Origin of the sequence: Stenotrophomonas sp. AS012628 (assembly GCF_010608305.1) — a bacterium.
Taxonomy (GTDB): domain Bacteria; phylum Pseudomonadota; class Gammaproteobacteria; order Xanthomonadales; family Xanthomonadaceae; genus Stenotrophomonas; species Stenotrophomonas geniculata.
In genome coordinates this window covers 10,535-22,496 of record NZ_VMBJ01000012.1, presented here as the reverse complement: position 1 = coordinate 22,496, position 11,962 = coordinate 10,535, and the positions used below count along the sequence as shown (strand labels likewise).

Below are 11,962 nucleotides of genomic sequence, written 5' to 3'. Positions count from 1 at the left end.
CCGATGGCGCCAGCGGCATGTGAATCACGCTCGTTATTTTCATGACGTGCGTCAAATAAAACGAGCGGACAAAATGGCTTTGCCGAAAATGCATATACCTGCAGGACGCGGGGAATCCATTCCCCGCTCAACTAAATGCATTCAGCTGCTGGAGAGTTTCATCAGCACCAGCCCGGACACGATCAAGACCGCTGCACCGATCCGCATCGGGCTGACCTGCTCACCGAGGAACACGATGCCGACCACGAACGCGCCTACCGCACCGATGCCGGTCCAGATCGTATAGGCGGTACCCAATGGCAGGCTGCGCATGGCCACCGCCAGCAGCCAGAAGCTGGCGATCATGCCGATGATCGTGACCACGGTGGGGGTGAGCCTGGTGAAGCCTTCGGACTGCTTCATGGACACGGCCCAGACGATTTCCAGCAGGCCGGCAAACAACAGATAGATCCAGGCCATGACGGCCCTCCTCTTGGCAGGGCCAGGCCGTCCTGGTCATTGATTCCCGATGCGGGGGAGGTCGTTCCTCCTGGCCGGCATTCTAGCAATGGGGGCCAGCCCCGGCCGCCGTTGCCGGGAACGGGTTACAGCCGATTCAGTGCGTGAAGCTGGCGTCGATGTACCTGCCTGCGCTATAGTTGCGTTCTGCCATCGGCCAGCCGATGTGCAGTCCGGCTGTGGTCTCCGGCGCATCGCGCGCTGCTTCCCCTGATCGGTGAACCGGCCGCCCACTGGGCGGCCAACGTCTCTATGGTGGCCCCGTCGGCCCCTCGCGACGCTAGGTCGAAAATCCCGCCAGGGCCGGAAGGCAGCAACGGTATCGATCGATGCGGGCGCCGAGGTCAGCCGGCGGGGCCATCGCCTTTTGCGGCGACGCCCCGCCTCTGGTGGATACCAACCTTGGTTGGCGCCCCTTGCCTGGCATGGCCCGGTGCTACGGTGCCTCGGGCGTGCCCTGATGGAACACCACGCGCCACCGTTGCCCATGCCGGCGCCACAGCGAGCTGCGCAGCACCCAGCGCTGCGCCTGCCCATCGACGTGATGGCGGCTGCGGTAGCGCACCTGGGCCAGACCGTCGGCCAACAACCACACCGCGTACCGTTCCGATTCGATCAGCACCTGCGCGCGCTCCAAGGGGATCTCCTGCAACGCCGCATCAAGGCCGTAGCATTGCCCGGAACTGCCGATCTCGCTGAAATCCTCGTCCAGCAGGGCCGCAAGGGACTCGCGATCCCCCCGCACCTGCGGCGCATGCAGCGCGCGTTCCAGCGCCTCCAGTTCGGCCGCCAGCGCCGCGTCGGCGGGCTGGCCAACACCGCTCACGGCGGATCCTGCGCCAGCAAGTGCGGCGCCGTCGGGCTCGCCAACCGCACGCACTGCCCCGGCTGGGCGACGCGGTGACCGCGCGCGGCCAGCGCCGCACCGTCAGCCACGCTGGCGTAGTGGTAGAGCATCATCCGGGACTGCAGCTCGGCGCTGTACTCGCGCTCCAGGTCGTCCACACCGGTATGCGACGGGTTGCCGTGCAGGCCGCAGTCGTGCGCGATCAGTTCGTTGTCGTTGGCGAAACGGGCCAGCATCTCCGGAATCGGCCGGGTATCGCCGCTCCAGGTCAGCGCGCCCTGCAGACGCAGGCCATAGGCCGTCTCCGGCCAATGGTGGCGCACCGGGAACACCTCCAGGCGCACGCCCTCATGCCAGAACGCCTCGCCCACCACGATCAGCTGGAACGCATCCCAGAAGTTGGCGCCGCCCTCGGCCAGCACGTTCGGGTAATCCCCGATGCGCTTGTGCAGCAGCGGCACCACCGTGGCAGGCACATACAGGCGCACCTTGCCGCGCCGGTGCGCATTGAAGAAGGTATCGACGAACAGGCGCTCGAAGCCCGCCACGTGGTCCAGGTGCACATGGGTGACGAACAACGCCTGCGGCATGTGGCCGTAGTGCGCCTTGAACGCGGTCAGGCCTTCACCGCCGCAGTCGATGGTCAGCCACGGACGCCCGTCCCGCTCGATCACCGACATCGGCGACCCCAGCTCGACCGCCGACGCATTGCCGACGCCGAGGAAACGCAACGACCAGTCCATCAGGTGCCCCGGTTCCAGGCCATGTCATAGGCGCGGCGCAGCCGCGCGAAGTCCTTCTGCACGTCTTCCATGCTGCGCTCGCCGCGCAGCTTGATCAGCGAGCGCAGCAGGCGCTTGAGATTGCGTTCGCGCCAGGCGGTCGCCGGGATGCGGATCACCCCGCGGTCGAAGTCGATCAGCCAGCCATGGCCATTGCCGTCGAACAGGATGTTGTGCGCATTGAGGTCGGCATGGTCCAGGCCGGCACGGTGGAAGCGCGCGATCAGCCGCCCGGTTTCCTCCCACGGTGCGCCCCGGCCAGCGACCAGCGCACGGTCGGCCAGCGAACGGACACCCTCGATCCGCTCCATCAGGATCGCGGCCCGGTAGCGCAGGCCCTCGCGCATGTAGAACGCGGCGATCGGCCGTGGCACCGGCAGCTTCTTCTCGCGCAACGCGCGCATCAGCCGGAATTCGGCGAAACTGCGGGTGCGGTCCGCGCCGCGCCAGAAGTACTGGTCATGGCTGATCTTCGCCGCCAGGCCACCGCGCAGGTAGTGGCGCAGCACGCTGGGGCCGAACGGCGCATCGACCAACCAGGCGCTGCCACGGCCGCCCTCACCCACCGGCCGGGCCCTGCTTCCCCAGTGCTGGGGTGAGAACAGGCCGATCTCGGCTTGCCGCAGCCGCTCGCGGTCGAACAGAATGGCCCCGATGCCGCGACCCTCGCGGCATGGCGTCAGCGCTTCATTGGCGTCGAATGCGACCATTTCATTGAGTCTAACAACACATGGCATCAGCGTCCTCCTCCTTGTGCCTCCTGCGCCTGTCCGCACTTGGCGATGTCACCCACGTGGTGCCCCTGGTGCGCACCCTGCAGGCTGCGCGTCCGGACACGCCGATCCACTGGATCATCGACAAGGCCGGCCACAAGCTGCTCGACGGCCTGCCTGGCGTCACCTTCCATGCCTACGACAAGAAAAGCGGCATGGCCGGGGTCAAGGAACTGCGCAGGCAGCTGCCACCGGGGCGCTTTGAAGCGCTGCTGCAGATGCAGGTGGCGTTCCGCGCCAACCTGCTGTCGGCCTTCATTCCCGCAGAGCGTCGCATCGGCTACGACCGCAGCCGATCGAAGGATCTGCACGGTCTCTTCATCAACGAGCGCATCCCCGACCGCCCCGGCATCCATGTGCTGGACGCCATCGGCAGCTTCTGTGAACCCCTTGGCCTGCGCCAGGCCGAGGTCAGCTGGGATCTGGCGGTGCCGCAGTCCGCGTATGAGTGGGCCGCCGCGCAATGGCAGGACGATGGCCGACCGGTACTGATGATCTCGCCCTGTTCCAGCCACGTGCGCCGTAACTGGTATGCAGACCGCTATGCAGCCGTGGCCAACCATGCCGCACAGCGCGGTTGGCGGGTGGTGCTGTGTGGTGGCCGCAGCGAGCTGGAGCGCAGCATGGCCGATGCCATCCAGGCCCAGCTGCACACGCCGGCACTGGACCTGGTCGGCAAGGACACCTTGAAGCAGCTGCCGGCACTGCTGGCCCGCGCCAATCTGGTGATGACCCCGGACTCGGGCCCGATGCACATCGCCAACGCGATGGGCGCCAAGGTACTGGGCCTGCATGCGGCCAGCAATCCGAACCGCAGCGGTCCCTATTCCGACCGCCGCTACTGCGTGGACCGCTACGATGATGCCGCGCGCAAGTACCTGGCCAAGCAGGCCGCGGATCTGAAGTGGGGCACCAAGATCGAGTTCGACGATGTGATGGAACTGATCACTGTCGAAGACGGTATCGCTGCGTTCGAACGCTACGTCGCCGACCACCTGGGGTGAGCGGCAGGCTGCCGGGGATTACGCGCGCTGCGCGTAATCCTGGTAGGACTTCTCTTCCACGTACGCCGAACCCAGCGCCAGGTTGATCGCCTTCTTGATGCGCGCGCGTTCGTCGTTGCGCAGGTAGACACTGCGCGCCAGGTCGATGAAGCCCTGATCGAACGCCTGCGCCTTCTCCTTCAGGCGGATGTCGTCCTCGATGTCCCACAGCTGCTCGTTGACCGTCTTCAGCTCGGCACGCAGCTTGGCGATGTCCTTCACCGCCGCCGGGTGTGCCATCCAGGTCTGCTCCAGCGCCGACAGCTCCTTGCGCACATTGGCCAGCTTGCCCTCGTCGCTGATGCGCTCGGACTTGATCTGCAGGATCGAGATCTTGTCCAGCAGCTCGCCGAAAGAAACGGGGACGAGGATTTCAGCGGTCATGGGGAAAAGCTCCAGCAGGTGATGCGTGCAGTTTAACCCGCAGCTCGCGATGGGACAGGTAGATCCATCTGGAGGAACAAGCCCCTCTGTTGAGGGGCTGCCCCGACAGGGGCGGGGAGAGGCCGGCAAAGGGAGGGGCCCACGCGTTGCACAGCAACGCGTGGGGCGACGCGCAACGCGCGTCGCGTCCCGCGCCAGATAAAGAAAAAGGGCCGCCTTTCGGCAGCCCTTTTTCTTTATCTGGCGGAGAGGGGGGGATTCGAACCCCCGAGGCGCTATAAACGCCTGCCTGATTTCGAGTCAGGTACATTCAACCACTCTGCCACCTCTCCGGGTGGTCCCCGGCGGACCGGGGACGCGCATCATACGAGGAAGTGAGGCCGACGACAAGTCATTCCGGCCAACCAAGTGAAAATTTCCTGAGCGCATGCCTTGCCGGATGCGTGCAGCCACCCGATGATGCCTGTCTCCCCAGCAACACCCCGCCCCAGCCCCCATGATCGAATTCGGACACCTCACCCACCCCGGCATGCGCCGCGAGCTCAACGAGGACACCTACTACGGTGACAGCGAGCTGGCCTTGTGGCTGGTGGCCGACGGCATGGGCGGACCCGCCTGCGGCGAAGTGGCAAGCGCGCTGGCACGCGAGACCATCGTGCGCGAGATCCGCCGCGGCGCGCCGCTGGCGCAGGCCATCCGCACCGCCGACGAAGAGATCATCCGCGCCTCGCGCCGACGCAACGACACGCTGCCGATGGGCACCACCGTGGTTGCCGCGCGCGTGCAGGGCAATCGCTATGAAGTGGCATGGGTCGGCGACAGCCGCGCCTACCTGTGGCGCGACGGCCAACTTGCGCAGCTCAGCCAGGACCACAGCGTGGTGCAGGAACTGGTCGCGCAGGGCAACCTGACCGCCGAACAGGCGCGCGCACATCCGCATCGCAACGTGGTCACCCAGGCGCTGGGCGTCACTGATCCGGCGCATCTGAACGTGGCCACCACCAGCGGCGAGCTGCGCCCGGGCATGCAGCTGCTGCTGTGCAGTGACGGCCTCACCGAGGAAGTGGATGACCACGGCATCGCCCGCACCCTCGCCTTCGACGATGCCAGCGCGCAGGAGTGCGTGGATACGCTGGTCGCGGCCGCGCTCGACGGCGGTGGCCGCGACAACATCAGCGTGATCCTGGTGCGCTGCCACTGAACCTGGTGCATGAGCCGAGCATGGGCTCGGCTCTACAGTAGATCCACGCCATGCGTGGATGTTTACGCGCTGGCGGGCTCTTCCACCTTCGGGCCATCCCACAGCGCGTGGCCAGCCTTCTTGCGCAGCCGCTCCAGTCGCGCGGCATGCGCTTCCAGTTCCGACGGCGTGGCCACCACGCGCGGGCGCGGCAGCAGCTTGCTGGTGTCGAAGGCCTGCAGCGCCGCACCGGCACCACCGCCATCGTCATCGCCCAGGCCGAAGCCGATTTCCTCCTGGCCCGAGGTCAGCGCGATGTAGACGTCGCCCAGGATCTGCGCATCGAGCAGGCCGCCGTGCAGTGCACGGTGCGAGTTGTCCACGCCCAGCCGCTTGCACAGCGCATCCAGCGAATTGCGCTGGCCCGGGAAGCGCTCGCGCGCCATCACCAGGGTATCGATCACGGTGCAGCGGTCGGTGATCTTCCCGTACTGCGGCCCCAGCAGCGACAGCTCGTTGTCGAGGAAGCCGAGGTCGAACGCCGCGTTATGGATGATCAGTTCGGCGCCATCGATGAAGGCCAGGAACTCGTCGGCGATCTGCGCGAAGTCCGGCTTGTCATCGAGGAACTCCAGGGTCAGGCCGGTGACTTCCTGCGCACCCTGTTCGAACTCACAGTCCGGCTTGATGTACTGGTGGTAGTTGTTGCCGGTCGGGCGGCGCTTGAACAGCTCCACGCAGCCGATTTCGACAATGCGGTTGCCCTTCTTCCACTCCAGGCCGGTGGTTTCGGTATCGAGGATGATCTGACGCATGGGCTCAGTTTACCGGGCTGGCGTCGCGGATCTGGATCGCCGCGTTGCGGGCCAAGGTATCCACCCGCTCATTGTCGGGGTCGCCGGAGTGCCCCTTCACCCACCGCCAGTCGATCTGATGCCGCAGCGTGGCCGCCTGCAGGCGCTCCCACAGCTCGCGGTTTTTCACCGGATCGCCACCGGCGGTCTTCCAGTTCTTGCGGATCCAGCCCGGCATCCACTGGGTCAGGCCCTGCCTCACGTACTGCGAATCGGTATAGAGCACGATGCTGCACGGCTCGGTCAGCGACTCCAGCCCGGAAATGGCCGCCATCAGCTCCATCCGGTTGTTGGTGGTGTGCGCCTCGCCACCGCTCAGCTCACGCTCATGGCCCTTGTAGCGCAGCAGCGCAGCCCAGCCGCCGGGGCCGGGATTGCCAAGGCAGGAACCGTCGGTGTGGATTTCGATGGTTTTCAATACAACTCCAGAATCAGGTAGCTACGGTGCCGTGCCAGCGCACCGGCAGCGGTTTCGGCCCGGGCAGGGCCAGCGTGCGTTTTTCCGCATGGAACAGGCAGGCCGCACGCAGCGGTGCCCAACCTCCGGGACGGCGGCTGCCCGCACCGCGCCAGAGCGGGCCCAGGTAACGCATATCGTCGCACTCCAGCCCATGACGGCCGAGCAGCAGGCGGATCCGCTGCGGCGTGCGCACCACCAGCCCATGCTGGCGCCAGCGCGTGCGGTACGGGCTGAACGGATTGAGGCTGCTCAGCCACAGGTGGCCGCCCGGCATCAGCACGCGCTCGCACTCGTCGAGCAGCCGATCAGCGTCGGCCGCGGTGACATGCTGCAGCACGATCGCATTGACGCTTTCATTGGCCAGCGGCAACGGCAGCGCGCAGCGGGTGTCGCCGGCATAGCCCGGCCCCTGTCGATACAGGCGCAGGCCGCGCCCACCCAGCTGCGCATCCTCCAGCCAGGCCGCACTCGGCGCGATCCACAGCCAGGGCTGCGCCGGCAGCACCGACAGCTGCGGCAGCAGCAACTGTCGCTCCAGCACGCGCAAGGCCTCCGCCGGTTCACTGTCGAACCACGGGGTCTGGCTCGCTTGACGGGTACTCTGCAGCGCGGGCATGGTCCAATTCTATGCGACTGACTGCCCTGCCCGCATTTGCGGATAACTACATCTGGACGCTGATCGACGACGAGGGTGCTGCCGTGGTCGTCGACCCCGGTGATGCCGCGCCCGTGCTCGCGCTGGCCGATCAGGGCCTGCGCGTGGACACGATCCTGCTCACCCATCACCACGACGATCACATCGGTGGCGTGCCGGCATTGCAGGCGCGATTCCCCGGCGTGCGGGTCGTCGCGCCGGCCGAGGAGCGCATTCCCACGGCGACCGAGCGGGTCGGTGAAGGTGAACGCGTTCAGGCATTGGGCCGGACGTTCCACGTACTATCCGTGCCCGGGCATACCCGCAGCCACATCGCGTTTCACACTGCTGAATATCTTTTCAGCGGAGATTCGTTGTTCAGCCTGGGCTGTGGACGCCTGTTCGAAGGTACGCCGTCCCAGCTGCTGGCGTCGATGCGCAAGCTGGGTGCCCTGCCCGCGCAACTGCTGCTTTGTTGCGCTCATGAGTACACCGTGTCAAATGCCGTCTTCGCGCGGCATGTCGACCCCGCCAACGCTGCCTTGTGGCAGCGCCAAGAGGAGGCTTTGGCCATGCGCCGCGATGACCGTTCCACCCTGCCGGTAACCCTGGCCAACGAATTCGACTGCAATCCCTTCCTGCGTGTGCACGCTGCACCGATCCGTGCGTCGGTGTCGGCACACCTGGGCCGTGACGTCGTGGACGACGTCGACGTGATGGCCGGTCTCCGGCACTGGAAAGACGGCTTCCGCGCATGATGCGCCGAAGTCTGACGCTGGCCTTGGGGCTTGCCCTGGGGTTGGCCGGGAACGCGGGCGCGCAGTCGCTGGGTGCCGGCATCAGCCAGAACCTGACCGCTGCCGCGGCCCTGCCGCTGGACGCTTCAGCGCTGCCCGCCGCTTCGGTGCGCAACGGCCAGGAGATCTTCACCAGCTTCCGCGACGGCCTGGCCGAGCCCAGCTGCGATGCCGAGGCCACCAGCCCGCGCTGGCAGAAGCAGTTCGCCCACGCCCCCTCGCGCCTGGCCAACCAGGATGACGATGCGCTGGTGCTGTTCGGCTATGTGGTCGAAGAGCTGCGCAAGGCCAACCTGCCCACCGAATTCGCGCTGATTCCGTTCGTGGAAAGCGGCTATCGGCCCAATGCCCGCAACGGCAGCGGCCCGACCGGCCTGTGGCAGTTCATCGCCACCACCGCGCGCAACCACCGCGTGCCGATGGCCAACGGCTATGACGGCCGCCTGTCGGCGGTGGATTCCACCCAGGCCGCGGTGCGCTACCTGAAGACCCTGCACGGCATGTTCGGCGGCGACTGGCGCCTGGCCACCATGGCCTACAACGCCGGCGAGTACCGGGTACTGCAGTCCATGCGCAAGGCTGGCATGAACGCGCAGAACGCCAAGCCGGCAGCCCTGCCGGGCCTGTCGCCGGTCACCCATGCCTATGTCGAGAAGCTGCATGCCCTGGCCTGCGTGCTGGAAGACGTGGAAGACCAGCCGGGCGTGATGGCCTCGCTGGACCGCACCGTGCCGGTGCTGAAGGACCACACCCTGCCGGCCGGCACCAGCGTCCAGCAGTGGGCCGCACAGCGCGCGCTGGACCCTGCCAGGATCGCCCGCCTCAACCCGGCCCTGGCCGCCGGCAACCGCGCCTCTGGAACCACCCGGGTGCTGGCCCCGGTCTCGGCTGCCAATGCGACTGTGACGGAAACCGCGACCACACTGGTGGCCAGCACCGCACCGGTTGCCACGACCACGCCGACGCCGCAGGTGGCCAAGACCGTCGCCGCGATCGCCGACCGCCCGCGCAGCCGCCGCCACACCGTGCGTGATGGCGAGTCGGCATGGACCATCGCCCGTCGCTACGGCATGCCGGTGAAGGCGCTGCTGTCACTGAACGGCCTGAGCGGCAGCAGCGTGCTGAAGCCGGGCGCGGTACTGCGCGTCGAGGATTGAAGCAGGCGCGGTTCCGGCCGCGCCCTGCCCTGCTTCCTGTAGAGCCGAGCCCATGCTCGGCTTTTTCATGTTCGCGCCCTGCCGGGGTTCATGACAGGCCGAGCATGGGCTCGGCTCTACAGTTCAATTTCCAGCATCGCTCCCAATAAAAAAGGCCCGGCATTGCCGGGCCTTTCTCGTCCTGCCCGCCGCGAGGCTTACAGGTTCTCTTCGGTGGTCTGGATCACGAACTTCTTGCGCATCGCCTCGACGTAGGCCTTGGCTGCGGCCATGCCATCGATCTGGCTGAGCTGGTCCTTGAGCTGCTTCTGCTGCTCGGCAGTCACTTCCTTGATGTCGCCCGGGTTGACCTTGTTCACCGCGAACAGCAGCGCGTGGCCGTTGACATCCACCTTGCCATAGCTCGGCTTGCCCTCGGCCGGCACCGGCGCGCTGAAGATCGCGCGGTTGATTTCCGGAGTCGGCACCGGCTGGCTGCGCGGCAGGCCTGGCATCGGGCTCAGCTGCAGCTTCTCGCTGGCAGCCAGCGACTGCAGGGTGGCACCGGCCTTCAGCTTGGCCAGCACGGCGTCGGCGGCCTTGTCGCTGGCCTGACGCTGGCGGTCGGCGCGGATCGCGGCGATCACCTGTTCGCGCGCCTTGTCCAGCGGCATGGCCTGTTCCGGAGTGTGCGCGGCCACGCGGATGACCACACTGTGGTTGGTCGCGCCGCCCAGGGCGATCGGGTCGCTGGCGGTCCCGTCCTGCACCAGCACGTCGGAGAACGCGGCACGCAGCACGGCCGGGTCAGCGGCGATGCCACTGGCAGTGGCACGGGTGATCGGGCCCAGGGTCTGCAGCGGCAGATTCACTTCCTTGGCCGCAGCAGCCAGATCGCTCGGGCTCTTGTTGATGGCGTCGACCAGCTTGCCGGCCAGTTCGTTGAAGCCGCGCTCGCCGTCAGCCTTCAGCTGCTCGGCGGCCAGCGTGTCACGCACTTCCTCGAACGACTTGCCTTCGCCACCGCGCACCGCGGCGACCTTGATGATGTGGTAGCCGAAGTCGGTCTTGACCGGACCGATCACGTCACCCGCCTTGGCAGCGAACAGTGCATCTTCGAACGGCTTGACCATCGCACCGCGCTCGACCCACCCCAGGTCACCGCCCTGGTCCTTTGAACCCGGGTCTTCCGAATTGGCCTTGGCCAGTGCAGCGAAGTCGGCACCGGCCGCCTTGGCTTCGGCAGCGATCTTGTTCGCCTTGGCTTCGGCGCCGTCACCGGTGATCAGGATATGGGCAGCCTGGCGCTGTTCCGGCGAGGTGAACTTCGCCTTCTCGTCTTCATAGCGCTTGCGAAGGGTCGCTTCGTCAGCCGCGGTCGGTGCCGGCAGGTTCGCGCCGTTGATCTCGACGTATTCCAGCGACACGCTTTCGGCCTGGCGGAAATCCTTGCCGTGGCTGTCATACCACTGCTTGATCTGTTCGTCGGTGACCGGCGCGGTATCGGCCGGCACTTCCGGCAGCGCGGCCAGCTCGACGTCGCGGGTTTCACCCAGCAGCTTCAGCAGGCGCTCGGTCTCGGCCTGGGTGACGAAGCCCGAGTTCTGCAGGCCCGACGGAATCACCGACTGCTGCAGGCTCTCGCGCACCAGCTCCTGGAACTGCGTGGGCGTACGCGGCGGATTGCCACCGGCCAGGGCCAGGCGATAGTTGTTCTCGTTGAACTTGCCGTTCGCATCGAGGAAGGCCGGGATGGTGGCGATGTACTCGCGCACCGCACCGTCGCCCACCACGACACCGGCCTGCTCGCCCACCAAGCGCACGACCTGCTCGTCGATCAGCTGATCGAGCACGGCCATCTTGTTTTCAGTGCTTTCGAACGCGCGCGGGTCGAAGTTCTCACCCTGCTGCTGGCGCTCGCGCATGCGCTCCTGCTCGAAGCGGGTGCGGAAATCCTGCGCACTGATCTCGTGGTGCTGCCACAGCATGCGCACCGGCCACCACGACGGCGCCGAACGCCACCAGGTCGGCGGCGCGGAAACCTTGGCCACGTTCTGTGCGCCAACGCCACCGAGGTAGCTGTTGTCGATCACGAACAGGAACGGAATCATCAGCAGCCCCAGGATCACGGTGACGATCCAGCCTGAGGTCTTGTCGCGGAGTTTCTGCAGCATGGTGAGAATCACAAGGCCTGATTGGCGAGCCCGGCAGTGTAACCCGCTTCGCCGCAGGGACCAAAAGCAGCGCCGGCGCGGCCTGCGCCGATCTTCGTGGACCTGCACCATCAGCACATCGGCAGGCCTGCGGCACGGCCCAAAGAAAAAGCCCCCGGCTTGCGCCGAGGGCTTTTAAAGTTGGCGGAGCGGACGGGACTCGAACCCGCGACCTCCGGCGTGACAGGCCAGCATTCTAACCAGCTGAACTACCGCTCCGCGCTGAAACTTTGCAGGCGCCCAGTATATCCGAAGACTCCCTGGAAACCCAGCCCGATGAACACTTTTTTCAAAGTTTTTTCACAGGGACTTAAGAATTCTGCAATGGCGGAGCGGACGGGACTCGAACCCGCGACCTCCG

13 protein-coding genes, 2 tRNA genes and 1 other RNA gene are annotated in these 11,962 nt (G+C 66.5%); 5 read left to right on the top strand and 11 right to left on the bottom strand.

Annotated features, from left to right (window positions below):
* Positions 1-141: 141 nt before the first annotated feature.
* Positions 142-459 carry a quaternary ammonium compound efflux SMR transporter SugE gene (gene sugE / locus G5A07_RS07805; RefSeq protein WP_005415486.1) on the bottom strand — a complete coding sequence of 106 codons (318 nt, stop codon included), beginning with the start codon at positions 457-459 and terminating at the stop codon, positions 142-144.
* A 300-nt stretch (positions 460-759) separates the two neighbouring features.
* Between sugE and ffs the strand changes: the two genes are divergently transcribed.
* Positions 760-856: signal recognition particle sRNA small type (ffs, locus tag G5A07_RS07800), an RNA gene on the top strand.
* Positions 857-934: 78 nt separating this feature from the next.
* Here ffs and G5A07_RS07795 read toward each other — a convergent pair.
* Genes G5A07_RS07795 through G5A07_RS07785 form a run of 3 tightly spaced genes read right to left on the bottom strand, consistent with a single transcriptional unit; the run spans position 935 to position 2,837 of the window.
* On the bottom strand, positions 935-1,324 hold the full coding sequence (locus G5A07_RS07795; protein ID WP_043398200.1) for a nuclear transport factor 2 family protein: 390 nt from the start codon (positions 1,322-1,324) through the stop codon (positions 935-937).
* On the bottom strand, positions 1,321-2,088 hold the full coding sequence (locus G5A07_RS07790) for an MBL fold metallo-hydrolase (RefSeq protein ID WP_191863116.1): 768 nt from the start codon (positions 2,086-2,088) through the stop codon (positions 1,321-1,323). The genes G5A07_RS07795 and G5A07_RS07790 overlap by 4 nt, the downstream gene beginning before the upstream one ends.
* On the bottom strand, positions 2,088-2,837 hold the full coding sequence (locus G5A07_RS07785; protein WP_010483865.1) for a 3-deoxy-D-manno-octulosonic acid kinase: 750 nt from the start codon (positions 2,835-2,837) through the stop codon (positions 2,088-2,090). The genes G5A07_RS07790 and G5A07_RS07785 overlap by 1 nt, the downstream gene beginning before the upstream one ends.
* Before the next feature lie 20 nt (positions 2,838-2,857).
* On the opposite strand from G5A07_RS07785, the gene G5A07_RS07780 reads away from it, so the two are divergent.
* Positions 2,858-3,904 carry a glycosyltransferase family 9 protein gene (locus tag G5A07_RS07780; RefSeq protein WP_010483867.1) on the top strand — a complete coding sequence of 349 codons (1,047 nt, stop codon included), beginning with the start codon at positions 2,858-2,860 and terminating at the stop codon, positions 3,902-3,904.
* A gap of 18 nt (positions 3,905-3,922) precedes the next feature.
* Here the strand turns inward: G5A07_RS07780 and G5A07_RS07775 are convergent, their stop codons facing one another.
* Both G5A07_RS07775 and G5A07_RS07770 read right to left on the bottom strand, forming a co-directional pair.
* The gene (locus G5A07_RS07775; protein ID WP_010483869.1) at positions 3,923-4,327 is read right to left on the bottom strand and encodes a DUF6165 family protein; all 405 of its coding nucleotides are present in this window, start codon (positions 4,325-4,327) and stop codon (positions 3,923-3,925) included.
* A 241-nt stretch (positions 4,328-4,568) separates the two neighbouring features.
* Positions 4,569-4,659: transfer RNA gene (locus G5A07_RS07770), tRNA-Ser, on the bottom strand.
* Positions 4,660-4,823: 164 nt separating this feature from the next.
* Between G5A07_RS07770 and G5A07_RS07765 the strand changes: the two genes are divergently transcribed.
* A complete protein-coding gene (locus G5A07_RS07765; protein WP_143994422.1) occupies positions 4,824-5,528 on the top strand; it encodes a protein phosphatase 2C domain-containing protein in 705 nt (234 codons plus the stop codon).
* A 62-nt stretch (positions 5,529-5,590) separates the two neighbouring features.
* Here G5A07_RS07765 and dnaQ read toward each other — a convergent pair whose 3' ends face one another.
* From dnaQ to G5A07_RS07750, 3 genes are read right to left on the bottom strand one after another with little or no spacing between them, the layout of a single operon-like run.
* On the bottom strand, positions 5,591-6,322 hold the full coding sequence (dnaQ, locus tag G5A07_RS07760; RefSeq protein ID WP_010483873.1) for a DNA polymerase III subunit epsilon: 732 nt from the start codon (positions 6,320-6,322) through the stop codon (positions 5,591-5,593).
* Between the two features lie 4 nt (positions 6,323-6,326).
* The gene (rnhA, locus tag G5A07_RS07755) at positions 6,327-6,779 is read right to left on the bottom strand and encodes a ribonuclease HI (protein ID WP_010483875.1); all 453 of its coding nucleotides are present in this window, start codon (positions 6,777-6,779) and stop codon (positions 6,327-6,329) included.
* Between the two features lie 13 nt (positions 6,780-6,792).
* Complete coding sequence (locus tag G5A07_RS07750) at positions 6,793-7,437, bottom strand: methyltransferase domain-containing protein (protein ID WP_010483877.1); 645 nt, start codon at positions 7,435-7,437, stop codon at positions 6,793-6,795.
* Between the two features lie 11 nt (positions 7,438-7,448).
* On the opposite strand from G5A07_RS07750, the gene gloB reads away from it, so the two are divergent.
* Together gloB and G5A07_RS07740 are read left to right on the top strand one after the other, a co-directional pair.
* Positions 7,449-8,213: a hydroxyacylglutathione hydrolase gene (gene gloB, locus G5A07_RS07745; RefSeq protein ID WP_053442574.1), complete on the top strand. Its 765-nt coding sequence runs from the start codon at positions 7,449-7,451 to the stop codon at positions 8,211-8,213.
* Positions 8,210-9,409: a lytic transglycosylase domain-containing protein gene (locus G5A07_RS07740; protein ID WP_164191837.1), complete on the top strand. Its 1,200-nt coding sequence runs from the start codon at positions 8,210-8,212 to the stop codon at positions 9,407-9,409. Before gloB ends, G5A07_RS07740 begins: the two co-directional genes overlap by 4 nt.
* 197 nt (positions 9,410-9,606) lie before the next feature.
* On the opposite strand, the gene G5A07_RS07735 is transcribed toward G5A07_RS07740, so the two are convergent.
* Together G5A07_RS07735 and G5A07_RS07730 are read right to left on the bottom strand one after the other, a co-directional pair.
* Positions 9,607-11,562 carry a peptidyl-prolyl cis-trans isomerase gene (locus G5A07_RS07735; protein ID WP_049481418.1) on the bottom strand — a complete coding sequence of 652 codons (1,956 nt, stop codon included), beginning with the start codon at positions 11,560-11,562 and terminating at the stop codon, positions 9,607-9,609.
* Between the two features lie 181 nt (positions 11,563-11,743).
* A tRNA-Asp gene (locus tag G5A07_RS07730) sits at positions 11,744-11,820 on the bottom strand.
* Between the last annotated feature and the right edge of the window lie 142 nt (positions 11,821-11,962).

Excerpts from the sequence above, each read along its gene's own strand:
- sugE (WP_005415486.1), bottom strand. The coding sequence starts at position 459 with ATGGCCTGGATCTATCTGTTGTTTGCCGGCCTGCTGGAAATCGTCTGG.
- G5A07_RS07790 (WP_191863116.1), bottom strand. The coding sequence starts at position 2,088 with ATGGACTGGTCGTTGCGTTTCCTCGGCGTCGGCAATGCGTCGGCGGTC.
- G5A07_RS07785 (WP_010483865.1), bottom strand. The coding sequence starts at position 2,837 with ATGGTCGCATTCGACGCCAATGAAGCGCTGACGCCATGCCGCGAGGGT.
- G5A07_RS07780 (WP_010483867.1), top strand. The coding sequence starts at position 2,858 with ATGGCATCAGCGTCCTCCTCCTTGTGCCTCCTGCGCCTGTCCGCACTT.
- G5A07_RS07775 (WP_010483869.1), bottom strand. The coding sequence starts at position 4,327 with ATGACCGCTGAAATCCTCGTCCCCGTTTCTTTCGGCGAGCTGCTGGAC.
- G5A07_RS07765 (WP_143994422.1), top strand. The coding sequence starts at position 4,824 with ATGATCGAATTCGGACACCTCACCCACCCCGGCATGCGCCGCGAGCTC.
- dnaQ (WP_010483873.1), bottom strand. The coding sequence starts at position 6,322 with ATGCGTCAGATCATCCTCGATACCGAAACCACCGGCCTGGAGTGGAAG.
- G5A07_RS07750 (WP_010483877.1), bottom strand. The coding sequence starts at position 7,437 with ATGCCCGCGCTGCAGAGTACCCGTCAAGCGAGCCAGACCCCGTGGTTC.
- gloB (WP_053442574.1), top strand. The coding sequence starts at position 7,449 with ATGCGACTGACTGCCCTGCCCGCATTTGCGGATAACTACATCTGGACG.
- G5A07_RS07740 (WP_164191837.1), top strand. The coding sequence starts at position 8,210 with ATGATGCGCCGAAGTCTGACGCTGGCCTTGGGGCTTGCCCTGGGGTTG.
- G5A07_RS07735 (WP_049481418.1), bottom strand. The coding sequence starts at position 11,562 with ATGCTGCAGAAACTCCGCGACAAGACCTCAGGCTGGATCGTCACCGTG.